We start from the raw sequence: 14,454 nt of genomic DNA, 5'->3' as shown, positions 1-14,454 counted from the left end.
TTAAATCTCGAGGACGCCTAATGAAAACTCAGCCTTGTGAAATAACCCCAATCAATCTTGATACTTGGCCTCGTAAGCAGCATTTCGCTTTTTTCAAAGAATTTTCTCTGCCATATTTTAATGTATGTGTTTCACTCGATATGGCGGCTCTATATAACAAGTGCAAAGCAGAACCGTATTCGTTCTTTCACAGCTATGTTTACCTAACACTTGAAGCATGTCATGACTATGCACCAATGCGTCAACGTATTATTGATTTGTTGCCCGTACAACTGTCATCTGTAAGAGGCAGTGTGGTAGAGCTTGCAGAAGATGAAACTTTTCGTTTTAGTTATTTTGAAAAACAAGCGTCGATGGAAGATTTTTCAAAACACGCGATTGCTGTGGGTAAAACAAGTAAAGCAAAACCATTTTTCTCTGATGCATTTGCTGCAACAGAAGGGCAGCCTGATCTTATTCATATCTCAGTGCTCCCATGGCTTAATTTTACCGGCTTCTCGCATGCTGTGAGTGAAGGGCATGGTCTAGGTATACCCAAGTTTGTGTTTGGCCAATATGACGTACAAACTGGCAAGATGCCGCTTTCAATCGATGTGCATCATGCTTTGATGGATGGCCTGCATGTAGCAAGATTTGTGAAAATACTGCAAGAAAAAATTACGAATTTTTGTAATTGATTCTTGCTAAATGTTATCGAAGTAAGTAAAAATTGCAACTAATGTAGTATTATCTGAAGTTAGGGATGACTTTACTTCGCATAACTACATCACTGAATAGAACGATAATAAATATCAGGGTTTTAGTTTAATGGTGCGGGTAGTTAGTTGTATTTTCCTTTTTTTATGTTTCAGCGCGGTTGCAGAATCTGCACGCCTCTCTTTAAGTGACTATTTTACAGAGACTTGGAGTACTCGCGCCGGCCTTCCTCACAATAGTATCAATGGTGTAGCGCAAACCAAAGATGGTTACATTTGGATAGCAACTTGGGAAGGGCTTGCCCGTTTTAATGGTCGCGAGTTTAAACTCTTTACTCGAACAGAAATACCTGGCTTACCTGATTCTGGCCTACGTAGCCTTATTGCAATGGAAAATGGCGATTTATATATCGTGGGTGCCCGTGGTGGCATTGCGCTTCGCTCACAAGGAGGGTGGCGCGCATTACCAAGCTCATCAGCCATGGTTAATCATGCACTTGTTACTGAACAAGGTGAGCTTTGGTTGGCACTTGAAGGGCAAGGTATTGTATACCGCGCTTCTGAAACTGCCACTGAGCAAAAACTGCTTGATAAGTTAAGTGCCTACCGCCTTTTACAAGACAAAACAGGCGTGATTTGGGCGGCGACCAGTGATGGTCTTTATCAAATTGAGAATAAGCAAGTTAGTAAGATCAATGAAGACTCAGGGCTTCCAAATGCTTCTGTGTTTACCTTGTTACTAACGGAGTCAGGCACTTTAATTGTCGGCACTGAAAAAGGGGCATGGCAAAAGAAAAATAATAAGTTTGTTGCTATTAATCCCGTCCTTAACAACGAATCAATTGCTAGTTTACTCGAAGATGCACAAGGCGATTTGTGGTTTGGCACCATCAATAAAGGGGTTTTTAGACTTAGCAGTTTAGGCCTTGAAAACTTAGCGGCAGATGATGGCTTACCCAACAACCGTATTTTATCCTTATTGCTCGATCGGGAAAAAAGTATTTGGGTTGGCACGAATGCCGGGTTATTCCGCCTGCGCGAAGCACCATTTACGAATTGGAGCCAAAGTCGTGGGCTTGCATCTGATTATGTGCGTACCGTGTTATCGCATTCTGATGGCAGCTTATGGGTGGGCAGTAGTAATGGCTTAAATCGTATTGAAAATGGCAAGCTCACAACCCTTACCCAAGCCTATGAAAAAGACCCACTATCCGTTTTAAGTTTAACTGAAGATAAGCAGGGCGGAGTCTGGCTAGGCACTTATACTGCCGGTTTAATGAAAGTGGTTAATGGGCAAATTTACCCAGTAAAAAACCGCAGTAATGGCCTGATCAGTAACGAAGTTCGCGCTGTGTTGTTTGATGCTTTTGATAATCTATGGGTTGGTACCGCTGCAGGCTTAACCAAGATAGACCCTGCAGGGCAAATTCATTCGTTTACCACGGAGGATGGCCTAGCCGGTGATTTCATAATGGCACTTAATGAGGATGACCATGGTAGATTATGGGTTGGCACGGGCGTCGGTGTGTCTATTTTTGACCCAGTTACAGAGCAGTTTAAAACACTTGAGTTTCCAACGCAGTTCAGCACTGAGTATGCATTCGGCTTTTACTTAGATGGCGATAAAATGTGGCTTGCAACCGATAGAGGTCTCGTTCGTTACAATCTCAGTACAGATAAAATGAGCTTATTTGGTCGAGCTCAAGGTTTACCTGTCGATAAGCTGTTCCAAGTCATTGAACAAGGTGACTCACTGTGGCTGACCAGTAACCGCGGTGTTATTCAAGTCAATAAAGCTCAGCTAGTAGCACTGCTAGATAATCCTGAAAAAGTTCAGCCAATGAGTGTTTCGATGCAGCTTTATGATGAAGGCGATGGCATGCTTAGCGCGCAAGCTAATGGTGGTTCAAACCCTGCTGCTGTACTTCATTCAGATGGACAAGTATGGGTTGCCACAGCAAAAGGCGTTGCTATTGCGACACCAGAGCGTTTAAAAGAAGCCAGTAAACGCCGACTATCGACGGTTATTGAAAGCTTCGAAGTCGATGGCAAACCCATTACTTTACCCGTTGGAAGTGAGGTGTTGAGCTTACCTGCTGGTGTTTCTCGTGTTTCGTTTAATTACGCTGGGCTTAGTTTTATCATGCCCGGGCGTTTAAACTACCAAACGCAATTAAGTGGTTACAATCAACAATGGGTAGACAGGGGGCGCTTGGCCATTACCGAATACACTAATTTACCACCGGGTAACTATACCTTTAAAGTGCGCGCTGGGTATCCAAATAGTGATTGGCAAGATAATGAACAAGTACTGCGGTTTAAAATAGCCCCTTATTTTTGGCAGAAAACCAGCTTTAAATTATTTATCTTAGTTGCAGTGCTTTTTGCTGCTTATGCCATTTATAAATACCGCTTATATCATTACAAGCGCATTGAAATTGAGTTAACTGAAAAAGTTGAACAGCAAATGCATGATTTGCAAACGCAAGCCGATGCCTTTGCTCATTTAGCGAATCATGACCAATTAACGCAATTACCGAATAGACGTGCCTTTGATATATGGTTGTCTGAAAACTTTAGTCAGTTCCAACGTGATAATAAAACGCTTAGTATTGCCATTATGGATATTGATCACTTCAAACTCATTAATGACAATTTCTCGCACTTAATTGGTGATAAAGTGATTTGTGAAATTGCTCGTTTACTGCGCATGAACTTCCCTGATGAAGGTTATGCGGCGCGTTGGGGCGGTGAAGAATTTACCCTGTTGTTTCCATACAAAAACGCTGAAGAGGCCGCAAGATTGTGTGAAATTATCCGTTTAGAGATAGCGGGTTACGATTTCTCAGAATTAGCAGATAGCCTTTCTGTAACGGTAAGTTTTGGTGTGGCAGATAACGCGCAAGTTGCAGACTACGACCGCTTGCTATCACACGCCGACAACGCTTTATACAATGCGAAGAATAACGGCCGAAACCAAATTTTTATTTATAATCAAGGCTGTATCACGCTCGATTAATCAGCTTTTAAAATAAATATGTGTGTAAACAATTGATCTTTTTTTGTTTGCACACATTTAAGTATCAAGATTGTTTTTTAGGCGATAGTAATGCTTAACCTGGTTTTGATACTTTTTTTAATAATTTTTGTTGTGTGTTACTGGCGCTGGGACGATATTCGTAATCACTTTTGGCAGAAAAAATACCTAAATAACTCCCTCAATGTTCAGCAAAAAGACCTGCTGTTAAAATATATGCCCATCTACCGAAAGATGACGGATGCCGACCGCGAAAAGCTGGAGCGTCATATCGTTTGGTTTTTAAATGAAAAACGCTTTATCGGTTGTGATGGCCTTAAGCTTAATGATGCAATGAAGCTGATTGTGGCAGCCGATGCCTGTGTTTTAGTGCTTAATAAACCATGGCCACTGTATCGTAATGTAAAAGAGATCCTGTTATATCCAAGCGCGTATTATGCCCCGCAAACTTCCCGCGATAATGCCGGACTTGTTAGTTATCACAATACGGTGCGTCAAGGTGAATCATGGCCAGGCGGAACACTGGTATTGAGTTGGCATGATGTCCTTGAGGGGAACCGTTTACCAAGCGATGGCCATAATTTAGTGTTTCATGAATTTGCCCATCAGCTCGACCAAGAAACCGGCCAAACCACAGGCACGCCATTGCTTTCGAGTAACGAGGATTACCAAAAGTGGGCAAAAGTATTTAGCCGCGCCTTTAATCAACTTAAAACTCATTTAGCTTATGGCATGCCTCATGTTATTCATAGCTATGGCGCGACTAATGAGGCAGAGTTTTTTGCTGTTATCACCGAAACCTTTTTAGAAAAACCCGCTGAGCTAAGGCAGTTTGACCCAGAAATTTATCATTTACTGGTTGGCTTTTATCAGTTTGATCCGATTGCGTGGCATTAGTCGACTATTTACGTCTGTTTAACACGAATCACTGGAATCTTGCTATGCTATTTGGTGCAATCTTTAACGTGTGCATATAAGCAAAACAATAAAAAGTGAGATTTCAATGAAGAAAATGCTTCATACAGCGCTCGCTGTATCTATTTCACTTGCTCTAACTGGGCAAGTGGCGGCAGCTGAGCAATCAAATGACGACAAGTGGCAGGTGGACGCACCAAAAGGCCAATTCCTAGACGCTAAAATTAGTGTTGAGCAGGGCACGTGGATGAACGTAGATATTAGCCCTGATGGTAAAACAGTGGTGTTTGACCTACTCGGCGATATTTATACCATGCCAATGTCAGGTGGCACTGCAACGCAATTAACCAGTGATATTGCATGGCAAATGCAACCACGCTTTAGCCCTGATGGTAAGCACATTGCGTTTACTTCAGACCAAGGTGGTGGCGATAACATTTGGGTTATGGATTTAAATGGTGAAAACCAAAAAGCCGTAACGAACGAAACATTTCGTTTGTTAAACAGCCCAGCTTGGAGCCCAGATGGTGACTACTTAGTTGCGCGTAAGCACTTTACTGCAAGCCGCTCTCTAGGGGCTGGTGAAGTATGGCTTTACCACAAAGCGGGTGGTAAAGGTGTGCAACTAACTGCACGTGAGAACGACCAAAAAGACTTAGGCGAACCAATGTTCTCACCGGATGGTCGTTATGTTTATTTCTCGCATGATGCAACGCCGGGTAAAACATTCCATTACTCTAAAGATTCTGTAGCGGGTATTTATAAAATTAAACGCTATGACCGTGAAACTGGCGAGATTGAAACAATTATTGATGGCATGGGTGGGGCTATTCGACCGACACCTTCACCAGATGGTAAAAAACTTGCGTATATCAAGCGCGATGATTTCCAAACAAGCTTGTACTTATATGATCTTCACACCGGTGAGCATACCAAGCTGTATGGCGAGCTTGAGCGTGATATGCAAGAGACATGGGCTATTCATGGCGTATACCCAACAATTGCTTGGACGCCAGATAACGAACAACTAGTCTTTTGGGCGGGTGGTATCATTCATAAGCTAGATGTAGATGATAAGTCTGTCTCGACTATTCCATTTAAAGTTGAGACCAATAAGCAAATTCAAAAAGCCGTGCGTTTTACACAAAACATCGATAGCGATAATTTTGATGTGAAAATGCTGCGTAATGTACAAATTTCACCGGATGGTGAAACGGCTATATTTGAAGCGCTAGGTCATATTTATAAACGTGATTTAGAGTCTGGCAAAGTGAAGCGCCTGACTAAGCAAGACGACCACTTTGAATTATTCCCGCAGTTCTCTCGTGATGGTAAGAAGATTGTTTATACCACATGGGATGATAACGAACAGGGCTCAGTTCGTGTTGTATCTGCGCGCAGTGGCCGTGGCGATACCATTACTAAAGAGCCGGGTAAATATGTAGAGCCAACTTTCAGCCCTGATGGCAAAACGGTTGTTTACCGTAAAGCATCTGGCGGCAGTATCCTTAACCCAACATGGTCATTAGAGCCAGGTATTTACTCAGTAAGTGCTAAAGGCGGTAAAGCGACGCTAATCACTAAATCAGGCTATCAGCCGCAATTTGGTGCAGCGAATGACCGTATTTATGTGATGAGCCCTTGGCCGAAACCAACATTAAGTGTTGTTGAGCTTGAATCAAAGCAAGTTCGTAAACTTTACGAATCAGAACATGCTACAGAGTTTAGAGTATCACCAGATGGCCAATACTTAGCGTTTGCAGAGCGTTTTAAAGTATTTGTTACGCCATTTGTTGAGCGTGGCAAAACCATTAATATTGGCCCGAAAGATAGCCAATTCCCAATTGAGCAGCTTTCTGTTCGCGCGGGTGAAAACATCAGTTGGAGTGGCACAAGCGATAAACTTTATTGGAGCTTAGGCCCAGAGTTATATCATGCCAGCCTAGCGGGTTTATTTGATATTAACCAAAATGCAGAGACTGACTTTAAAGTTAAAAGCGGCGACAACATCGGTTTTACAAAAAACATGGCGGAGCCTAAATCAGTATTCGCGTTAACTGGTGCGCGCATTATCACCATGAACGGTGAGCAAGTCGTTGAAAACGGCGTTATTGTTACTGATGGTAAGCATATTAAAGCGGTTGGCAGTAAAGACAGTGTTGCTATTCCTAAAGGTGCAGAAGTAATTGATGTAACTGGCAAGACGATTATGCCGGGTATTGTTGATGCACATGCGCATGGCTCGCAAGGCAGCGATGAGATCATTCCACAGCAAAACTGGAAGAACTTAGCTGGCTTAGCGTTAGGTGTGACAACGATTCACGATCCATCAAACGACACCACAGAGATTTTTGCTGCAAGCGAAATGCAAAAAGCAGGCATGATTGTCGGCCCTCGTATTTTCTCTACAGGTACCATCTTATATGGTGCGAATATGCCAGGTTATACATCGCATATTGACTCGTTAGAAGATGCTAAATTCCATCTTGAGCGTTTAAAGAAAGTAGGTGCGTTTAGTGTTAAATCATATAACCAACCTCGTCGTGAACAGCGCCAGCAAGTTATTGAAGCAGGTCGTGAACTTGAAATGATGGTTGTGCCAGAAGGCGGTTCATTACTGCAGCACAACTTAACTATGGTAGTTGATGGTCATACGGGTATTGAACACTCAATTCCTGTTGCCAATATTTACGATGATATTCGCCAGCTTTGGTCACAAAGCGATGTGGGTTACACGCCGACACTCGGTGTAGCTTACGGTGGTATTTGGGGTGAAAATTATTGGTACGACAAGACGGATGTGTGGAATCACCCACGCTTAAGTAAGTTTGTACCAAAGAATCAGCTTTTGCCTCGCTCAATGCGTCGTGTTAAGGCGCCCGATCATCACTATAACCACTTTAACAATGCCCGTGTTGCTAAAGAGCTGCAAGACTTAGGTGTTTTAGTAAACCTAGGTGCTCACGGTCAACGTGAAGGTTTAGCGGCACATTGGGAGATTTGGATGTTTGCGCAAGGTGGTATGACACCACTTGAAGCAATTCGTGCAGCAACCTTAGATCCTGCTAAATACATTGGCCTTGATACCAACATCGGTTCTCTTGAGCCGGGTAAACTTGCCGATTTAATTGTTATTGACGGTAACCCGCTAACTAACATTCGTGATACAGATAAAATCGATTACACCATGATCAATGGTCGTTTATTTGATGCTGCAACCATGAACGAAGTGGGTGAGAAAAAACGCGAAAAGCTATATTTTGAAAAAATCTAACATAGCAAAAATCTAAACTGAAAGCGGCCATTGTGCCGCTTTTTTATTGTTTATTTATTGCTTTAAATGAGGAAACTGTTTAATTCCTACTAGTTTTGCTTGGCAGATCATGCCCTCTACAAGCGTCATTAAATAGTGGCTGTGTGAGTCGAGCTGCGAGCTTTCCATGTTTTCACACGCTGATAGACGCTGTTTAATTAACTGCTGTACTGCCATTTTATGCTCTTTGCAGGCTTGATTTATCGGGCTTGCAGGATCAGCAAACTCAGCGGCAGTGTTAATAAATAAACAGCCATTAAAATCACCTAACTCAGTCACTTCAGAGTTAAACCAAGCTTCATGGCAGCTGATCAAAGCGACTTTAAACTCTTCAACGGTGGTTAGTTTGCTGGTGGCATGCGTTAACCAATTTAAAAATCGGGTATGTCGCTCACTAAGGCACGCGAGTAACAATTCATCTTTACTTGTGAAATGGTGGTACATGGTTTTTTTGGCGACACCCGCCACACTAATAATTTCGTTTATCCCCACACTATGAATGCCTTTTTGATAAAAAAGTGACAGGGCGGTCAAAATAATATGTGTTCGTTTATCCATAACAAGGCCTCATTGGGTGACTAATGACAGCTTGACAGAAGTAGACCGAGTTGTCTACTATTTGCTGGGTAGACAAGTCGGTCTACCTATTGGAGGTTTTATGGAGAATAAAGTAAGCAAGGCGGCCGTTGCGGGTATATTTGCTTGTATGGCAATTTTTGTGTTGGCCTATTTACAGCAATTAGGAAGTTATGGTGTGTGGTTGATGGCCCCATTTGGAGCAACTGCGGTGTTGGTATTTGGTGTGCCACATAGTCCGCTTGCGAAAGCGAAGAATGTTATCGGTGGGCACTTTTTAACTGCACTAATCGGCGTTGTTTTTGTAAATTATGTCGGTGTAGGGCCTGTTGAAATTGCTATAGCCACAGGGTTGGCAATTAGCCTAATGATGTTGACGGACACAGTACATCCTGCTGCAGGCGCAAACCCAATTTTGATAATGCAATCTATGCAAAGCTGGGATTTTTTAGTGATGCCTGTATTGATTGGAACCGTATTTATTGTGTTGTTTGGCCATAGTAGCCAATGGGTTATAACTAGCCAAATGAACAGCCATAAAAAAACCGCTAACGAGTAGCGGTTTTTAAAATTGCTAAGTGTAATTTGATTACACAACACCACGCGGTAAACGACAATCGTGGTCTTTTTCAGCTAGGTTAACAATCCAAAGCTCTTCAGCTTTGTAACCGTCATCGTTTGCTGTAACAACAGTGAACGATGCTTTCTTAGCTGTTTTAGCCGGTGCAGCGGTTTTAGTTTTGGTTTTTTTCGCTGGTGCTTTAGGTGCTTCTTCTGCTTTAGGCTCAACTGTTTTACCAGAAGTGAGCTCTTCAGTCAGTGCTGCAACATCAGCAAGGCGCATATTTTTGCCACCGTCGATGCTATACCAACCAGGTTTTGTTGTGATTTCAGGTTTCTTACCATTCGCTGCTTCGTATGCTGCTTCGAAGGCATTTAACACTTCTGTTTTGTCTAGTTTGCTCATCAGAGACCCTATACGTTGTAAACACAGATTAAGAATATATATTTATACCTATTTTCAGCTTACTTTTCAATTTTTTGCGATTTTCCTTCCATTTTTCACTCATAAACGCCAAAATTTGCACAAAATAGAGGGTTGAAGGACGATTTTTATATGCAACGCAAACAATTTACTCAATTATTAAACGACATTCTTAAACCTGATTCTATCGCTGACTTTTGCCCAAATGGCTTACAAGTTGAAGGTGCGAGCGAAGTAAAAAAGATAGTGACGGGTGTCACAGCTAGCCAAGCATTGATTGATGCCGCTATTGCAGAAAATGCAGATACTATTTTGGTACATCACGGCTATTTCTGGAAAGGGGAATCGCAGCCAATCACGGGCATGAAAAAGCGCCGTATTGCAGCACTTTTAAATAATGATATTAACTTATATGGCTATCATTTACCGCTAGATATACACCCTGAAATTGGTAATAACGCGCAATTGGCTAAGTTACTCGATATTGAGTTCACAGGTGGGCTTGAATCTGGTCCAAATAGTGTGCCGGTAAAAGGGCGTTTAAAAACCCCTTTAAGTGGTGAAGAGTTTACCGCCAAAATAACCCAAGTACTTAACCGTGCACCATTAGCTAGTTTGGTAAGAAAAGAGAAAATCGAAACTATCGCTTGGTGCACAGGTGGCGGACAAGGGTATATTGATTTAGCAGCTGCCCAAGGGATTGATGCTTATCTTACAGGTGAAGCCTCTGAGCAAACGATTCATAGTTCACGCGAGCAAGGTATCGACTTTTTTGCAGCTGGTCACCATGCTACTGAGCGTTATGGCATTAAAGCCTTAGGCGAGCTTTTAGCAGAGCAACATGGTTTTGATGTGACGTTTATCGATATCGATAATCCAGTCTGATTGTTCTACAGCGCCTCTGGATCAATCCAGCGGCGCACACTCACCCATGCACTGCCAATTTTCTCATGCGCGACTCTGGTCACTGCAACAAGTACATCGTCATCAGGTATAAACTGCTTGTACGTTGGATACTGACTAAAATCTTGAAAGTCGGTTGCCGCTGGTATCAAATCAATGCCTTGTGCATTAAATAAGTCTTTCGCACGTGGCATGTGGCTCGCTGAGGTGACAAGCGCTGTCTCTTTATCGACTAAATAAATGGCAAGTCGTTTCGCTTCTTCTGCGGTATCCATAGCGAGAGGGTTTTGTTTAATTCTCGTCGCAGAAATACCTAACGCTTTTGCCGTTTCAAACATGAGCTGACTATTGGTGGTATTAGCAAAACCGCCTCCTGATACATAGAGGGTGGCATTTGGGTAGTGATGGGCAAGCTTAACACCTTCAAGTAATCGAGCAAGCGCACAATCGCCTAGCTGGTGGTTTGCTTGAAGGCGCGAGTTGGGCATTATTGAGCAACCAAGCACCACAATATTATCGAGTTTAGGGTGTTTTGCTTGGTTAAATTGCCATGCAGGGTTATTACTTGCGGCTATCAGTGACTGACCAATAAATGGCGTGCTTATCAGCATTAAAGTTAAAATGCTAACAAAGCCAAAATAGAGTGCTTTGCGTTTATGTGCAATGGCTAAAAATACCATCACTAAAGTAAGCAGCCCCAGCAAAGGCAGGGGCATTAATAAAGAGCCAATGATCTTTTTAATTTCAAACATGTATCAACATTATTGTTTGTAACAGATGCAGCTATGTTAGTTATTTTGCCTTGTTTTAGCGACCGTTATTTTGCTTACACGTATTTAAAAAGTGGCGATAAACTGGGTTATCTTTCATATTCTTTTTCATCGCTAAATACATAGGGCGAGTAAGGCCTAGTGCTCCTAACGGAATAGACTTAATGAGTCCCTGGCTTTCATAAGGAGTGACTAGCCAGTCTGGTAATGCTGCAACCCCCATACCTGCACTCACTAATTGAAATATCAATAAGCCTTGGTCAACCGTTTTAAGCGTGCCATCAAAGCGTGCATTTTGAATAAAATGTTTAAAGATGTCTTGGCGCTCACGGGGAATAGGGTACGAAATAATTGTTTCGTTTTTTAAATCAAGGGCGGTGACATAGGCTTTTTTTGCCAACTCATGATCCGGTGCGACTATCAGCTTTAATTTAAAATCAAATAGGTGAGCATACTCAAGCTGATCGGGTTCACGAATATCAGAAGTCAGCACTAGATCTAATTCATCATTAATTAAATCTGGAATGGCGTCGTAACTAAAGCCGCGCTCGTAATCAATTTTAATATCAGGCCAAAAATTATTAAATTCTTTGATGGTTGGGAGCAACCAATGAAAGCAGGCATGACACTCAACGCTTAAACGTAAATTTGAGATTGGCTGGTTAAGGCTTTCTTTTAACCGACATTTTGTTGCCTCAACACGAGGTAATACTTCATTAGCAAGCTCCAGAAGTAGCATACCTTGCGGAGTAAAACGCACAGGCTGTGTTTTACGTTCGAACAGCTGGCAATCTAACTTATTCTCGAGATCTTTAATTTGATGCGATAAAGCCGATTGAGTTAAAAACAACTCACGGGCGGTATTGACCAAAGAGCCTGTTTCTTTAAGGGTCGCTATGGTTTTTAGGTGCTTTATATCAATCATCTTTAAAAAATCTCATGGAAAATGTGAGTCTAACTCAGATTACGAACATACTACGCCTTAGAATTTATTTTTTCAACGTCTAGACGTCTAAAATATGTGGTTATTTTAACTGCTTTTTTACAATACGCCTTTTTATAAATGATTGACAGCGTTGTCATAAGGTTTTTTGTAGTTTAACTATGAAATTCCATGAATTTACCTCAAGTTGAAACTTGCAGTTTAAATCGTGATACAGCTTGCGATTAGTAATTTGATATTTAATTAAAATTACTGAGAGTAGGGTTTAGTTGTTTGCTAAGATATTATTTTTTAGGTGTTATTATCTTCTATTAGGTGTAACTTGATTTTTAAAGGAATGCTTGTGATACGTACCGTAATTTTACTCTGTGCATGCTGGGTTTTGCCTGTTTGCGCTGGCACTATTTACAGCCAGTTTCCTACAGAGATTGACCCGCATGGTCACTACGTTTTTTATTCACATGGTTTTATCGTTGAAGGGACAAACCCTAAGCCTGTTCACAAAACCTTTGGGGTTTATGATTTTGTGGCTGTAAAAGAAGCACTGGCAGATGAAAGCTATCATTTAATTGCCTATCACAGGCCAAAAGGTACTGAGCCATTTACGTTTGCGAAAAAACTCGCTGCAGATGTTGAAGCATTGATCAGTGCCGGTGTTGCTGAGTCGAACATTAGTTTGGTTGGTTTTTCACGGGGCGGGGCATTGTCGATCCTGGCGGCTAATGAACTTAAACGTACACATATTAACTTAATTATATTGGCAGGTTGTGCAGGCCTTATAAAAAATCACACATCAGTTAAGGCTTATGGCAAGGTGTATTCTATCTTTGAGCGCTCAGATCAGGTTGGCTCTTGCCAATTTTTAATTGATAGAAGTGACGTAACCAAGTTCGAAGAAATAAGCATTAATACAGGGCTCTCCCATGGCGCATTTTATAAGCCAAAAGATGAGTGGCTGTTACCAATTAAGAAGTGGCTAAAGGATTAACTATGCCTTATTTCCTGTTAGTTATTGTGATCAGCGTTTTGGGTGTGAGCTCTGTAAGCTATGCTGAGCCGTTTACTTTGCCACGTACTAATACTGTGTTACTTAAAGATAAACAGACCAAAAACGAATACCCGATTACGATTAAATTGCCACGCAGCTACCAAAAGCAAAACCAGAAGCGCTACCCAGTTGTTTACCTATTAGATGCAAACTACAGTTTTCCAATTGCCTCTGGTGCTAGTCGCTTTATGATGAATTCGGGGGCCATAGAGGAGGTAATTATCGTTGCACTTGGATATCAAAAAGGTGTATCTGGGCTCAATAGCCGTATTTATGACTATACGCCATTTGAAGATAAAAATTGGCAGCGTAAAACAGGCGGAGCAAGTCAGTATCTAAACTATTTAAAACACTCTGTATTACCATACATTAAGGCTCACTACAGAACTAACCAAAAAGGTACGTTAGTCGGTAACTCACTTGGCGGTTTATTTACGGCTTATACCTTATTCACTGAGCCTTCGCTTTTTTCAAATTATATTATCGGCAGTCCTTCAGTGTGGTTTAAGCAGCACAGCCTGTTAGCTTTGCCTGTCGTACCTGCAGGTAAAGCAACTAAAGTGTACATTGGTATCGGAGAACTTGAAGAAAGTGAAGGTGAAAAAATGGTGTCGGGCGCAAGGCAATTAGCAGCTAAAATTACTAAACAAAGCGGCGCGCTGGTTACAACAAATTTATTTGTTATCCCTCAGGCACGCCATGCAACCGCATTCCCAACAACGATTACCCAAGCTTTAGACTGGATTTACCAGGTTAATGATAATTAAAGAGCGTGACACTTTTTATATTTTTTGCCGCTCCCACAAGGGCACTCGTCGTTACGGCCTATTTTAATATCTGCAACTGGCGTTATATCACCGTCTAGGTAACGCCATAGGCCATCTTCTTTAATAAAACGCGACCTCTCGTGTAACTCACAATACAAGTTTTGGTAAAAGTAATTTGCTTTAAATTCGACAAAACCTTCTTGATCGTTATGTTCAGTATCTAAAACACTTAGCTTGGTAAAACGGCAGCTATTAGCAAAATCTTTAATTTCGCGAACAGGGTTAGCGGCTTGCTGGCTTTGTGCATAGGTACTAAAAACATATTTTGCATCTTTTAGTGCGTAAGCACTAAAACGAGAACGCATAAGTTGCTCTGGGGTATCAGCTTGGCTTGCACCTGTGTGAAAAGGTTGGCAGCAAAGCTCGTAAGTCGATTCGCTGCCACAAGGACAAAGGGAGTGTGTGAGTGATGTCATAACAACTTACCTAAAACTATAAATTG

The 14,454-nt window shown here is 41.8% G+C and carries 13 protein-coding genes; 8 read left to right on the top strand and 5 right to left on the bottom strand.

Features of this window, described 5'->3' with window-relative positions:
* The first annotated feature begins 20 nt into the window (after window positions 1-20).
* From BIZ38_RS16305 to BIZ38_RS16290, 4 genes are all read left to right on the top strand, one after another.
* Window positions 21-677 (top strand): CatA-like O-acetyltransferase, encoded by a 657-nt coding sequence (locus tag BIZ38_RS16305; protein ID WP_054551612.1) that lies wholly within the window; start codon window positions 21-23, stop codon window positions 675-677.
* A gap of 130 nt (window positions 678-807) precedes the next feature.
* Window positions 808-3,714, top strand: a complete 2,907-nt coding sequence (locus BIZ38_RS16300; protein ID WP_187490757.1) for a ligand-binding sensor domain-containing diguanylate cyclase — start codon at window positions 808-810, stop codon at window positions 3,712-3,714.
* 90 nt (window positions 3,715-3,804) lie between these two features.
* The gene (locus BIZ38_RS16295) at window positions 3,805-4,629 is read left to right on the top strand and encodes a M90 family metallopeptidase (protein ID WP_187490756.1); all 825 of its coding nucleotides are present in this window, start codon (window positions 3,805-3,807) and stop codon (window positions 4,627-4,629) included.
* 106 nt (window positions 4,630-4,735) lie between these two features.
* Complete coding sequence (locus BIZ38_RS16290) at window positions 4,736-7,921, top strand: amidohydrolase family protein (protein ID WP_187490755.1); 3,186 nt, start codon at window positions 4,736-4,738, stop codon at window positions 7,919-7,921.
* Between the two features lie 54 nt (window positions 7,922-7,975).
* Here BIZ38_RS16290 and BIZ38_RS16285 read toward each other — a convergent pair whose 3' ends face one another.
* Window positions 7,976-8,518 (bottom strand): TetR/AcrR family transcriptional regulator, encoded by a 543-nt coding sequence (locus BIZ38_RS16285; protein ID WP_187490754.1) that lies wholly within the window; start codon window positions 8,516-8,518, stop codon window positions 7,976-7,978.
* Window positions 8,519-8,618: 100 nt separating this feature from the next.
* On the opposite strand from BIZ38_RS16285, the gene BIZ38_RS16280 reads away from it, so the two are divergent.
* The gene (locus BIZ38_RS16280; protein ID WP_054551607.1) at window positions 8,619-9,095 is read left to right on the top strand and encodes an HPP family protein; all 477 of its coding nucleotides are present in this window, start codon (window positions 8,619-8,621) and stop codon (window positions 9,093-9,095) included.
* Between the two features lie 30 nt (window positions 9,096-9,125).
* Here the strand turns inward: BIZ38_RS16280 and BIZ38_RS16275 are convergent, their stop codons facing one another.
* Window positions 9,126-9,503: a hypothetical protein gene (locus BIZ38_RS16275; protein ID WP_054551606.1), complete on the bottom strand. Its 378-nt coding sequence runs from the start codon at window positions 9,501-9,503 to the stop codon at window positions 9,126-9,128.
* 150 nt (window positions 9,504-9,653) lie between these two features.
* On the opposite strand from BIZ38_RS16275, the gene BIZ38_RS16270 reads away from it, so the two are divergent.
* Window positions 9,654-10,406 carry a Nif3-like dinuclear metal center hexameric protein gene (locus BIZ38_RS16270; RefSeq protein WP_138619339.1) on the top strand — a complete coding sequence of 251 codons (753 nt, stop codon included), beginning with the start codon at window positions 9,654-9,656 and terminating at the stop codon, window positions 10,404-10,406.
* A gap of 5 nt (window positions 10,407-10,411) precedes the next feature.
* On the opposite strand, the gene BIZ38_RS16265 is transcribed toward BIZ38_RS16270, so the two are convergent.
* Both BIZ38_RS16265 and BIZ38_RS16260 read right to left on the bottom strand, forming a co-directional pair.
* Window positions 10,412-11,176: a YdcF family protein gene (locus BIZ38_RS16265; protein WP_187490753.1), complete on the bottom strand. Its 765-nt coding sequence runs from the start codon at window positions 11,174-11,176 to the stop codon at window positions 10,412-10,414.
* A 55-nt stretch (window positions 11,177-11,231) separates the two neighbouring features.
* Entirely contained in the window at window positions 11,232-12,119 is an 888-nt protein-coding gene (locus BIZ38_RS16260; RefSeq protein WP_054551603.1) for a LysR substrate-binding domain-containing protein, read from the bottom strand.
* 361 nt (window positions 12,120-12,480) lie between these two features.
* Between BIZ38_RS16260 and BIZ38_RS16255 the strand changes: the two genes are divergently transcribed.
* Both BIZ38_RS16255 and BIZ38_RS16250 read left to right on the top strand, forming a co-directional pair.
* Window positions 12,481-13,125: an alpha/beta fold hydrolase gene (locus BIZ38_RS16255; protein WP_235523669.1), complete on the top strand. Its 645-nt coding sequence runs from the start codon at window positions 12,481-12,483 to the stop codon at window positions 13,123-13,125.
* Window positions 13,126-13,127: 2 nt separating this feature from the next.
* Window positions 13,128-13,952: an alpha/beta hydrolase gene (locus BIZ38_RS16250; protein ID WP_187490752.1), complete on the top strand. Its 825-nt coding sequence runs from the start codon at window positions 13,128-13,130 to the stop codon at window positions 13,950-13,952.
* Here the strand turns inward: BIZ38_RS16250 and BIZ38_RS16245 are convergent.
* Window positions 13,949-14,428 (bottom strand): YchJ family protein, encoded by a 480-nt coding sequence (locus BIZ38_RS16245; RefSeq protein WP_187490751.1) that lies wholly within the window; start codon window positions 14,426-14,428, stop codon window positions 13,949-13,951. The genes BIZ38_RS16250 and BIZ38_RS16245 overlap by 4 nt on opposite strands.
* Between the last annotated feature and the right edge of the window lie 26 nt (window positions 14,429-14,454).

The organism is Pseudoalteromonas sp. BZK2 (genome assembly GCF_014349195.1).
GTDB classification, from domain to species: domain Bacteria; phylum Pseudomonadota; class Gammaproteobacteria; order Enterobacterales; family Alteromonadaceae; genus Pseudoalteromonas; species Pseudoalteromonas simplex.
The sequence above is the reverse complement of the archived record's forward strand: the minus strand, read 5'-3'. Positions and strand labels throughout refer to the sequence as shown.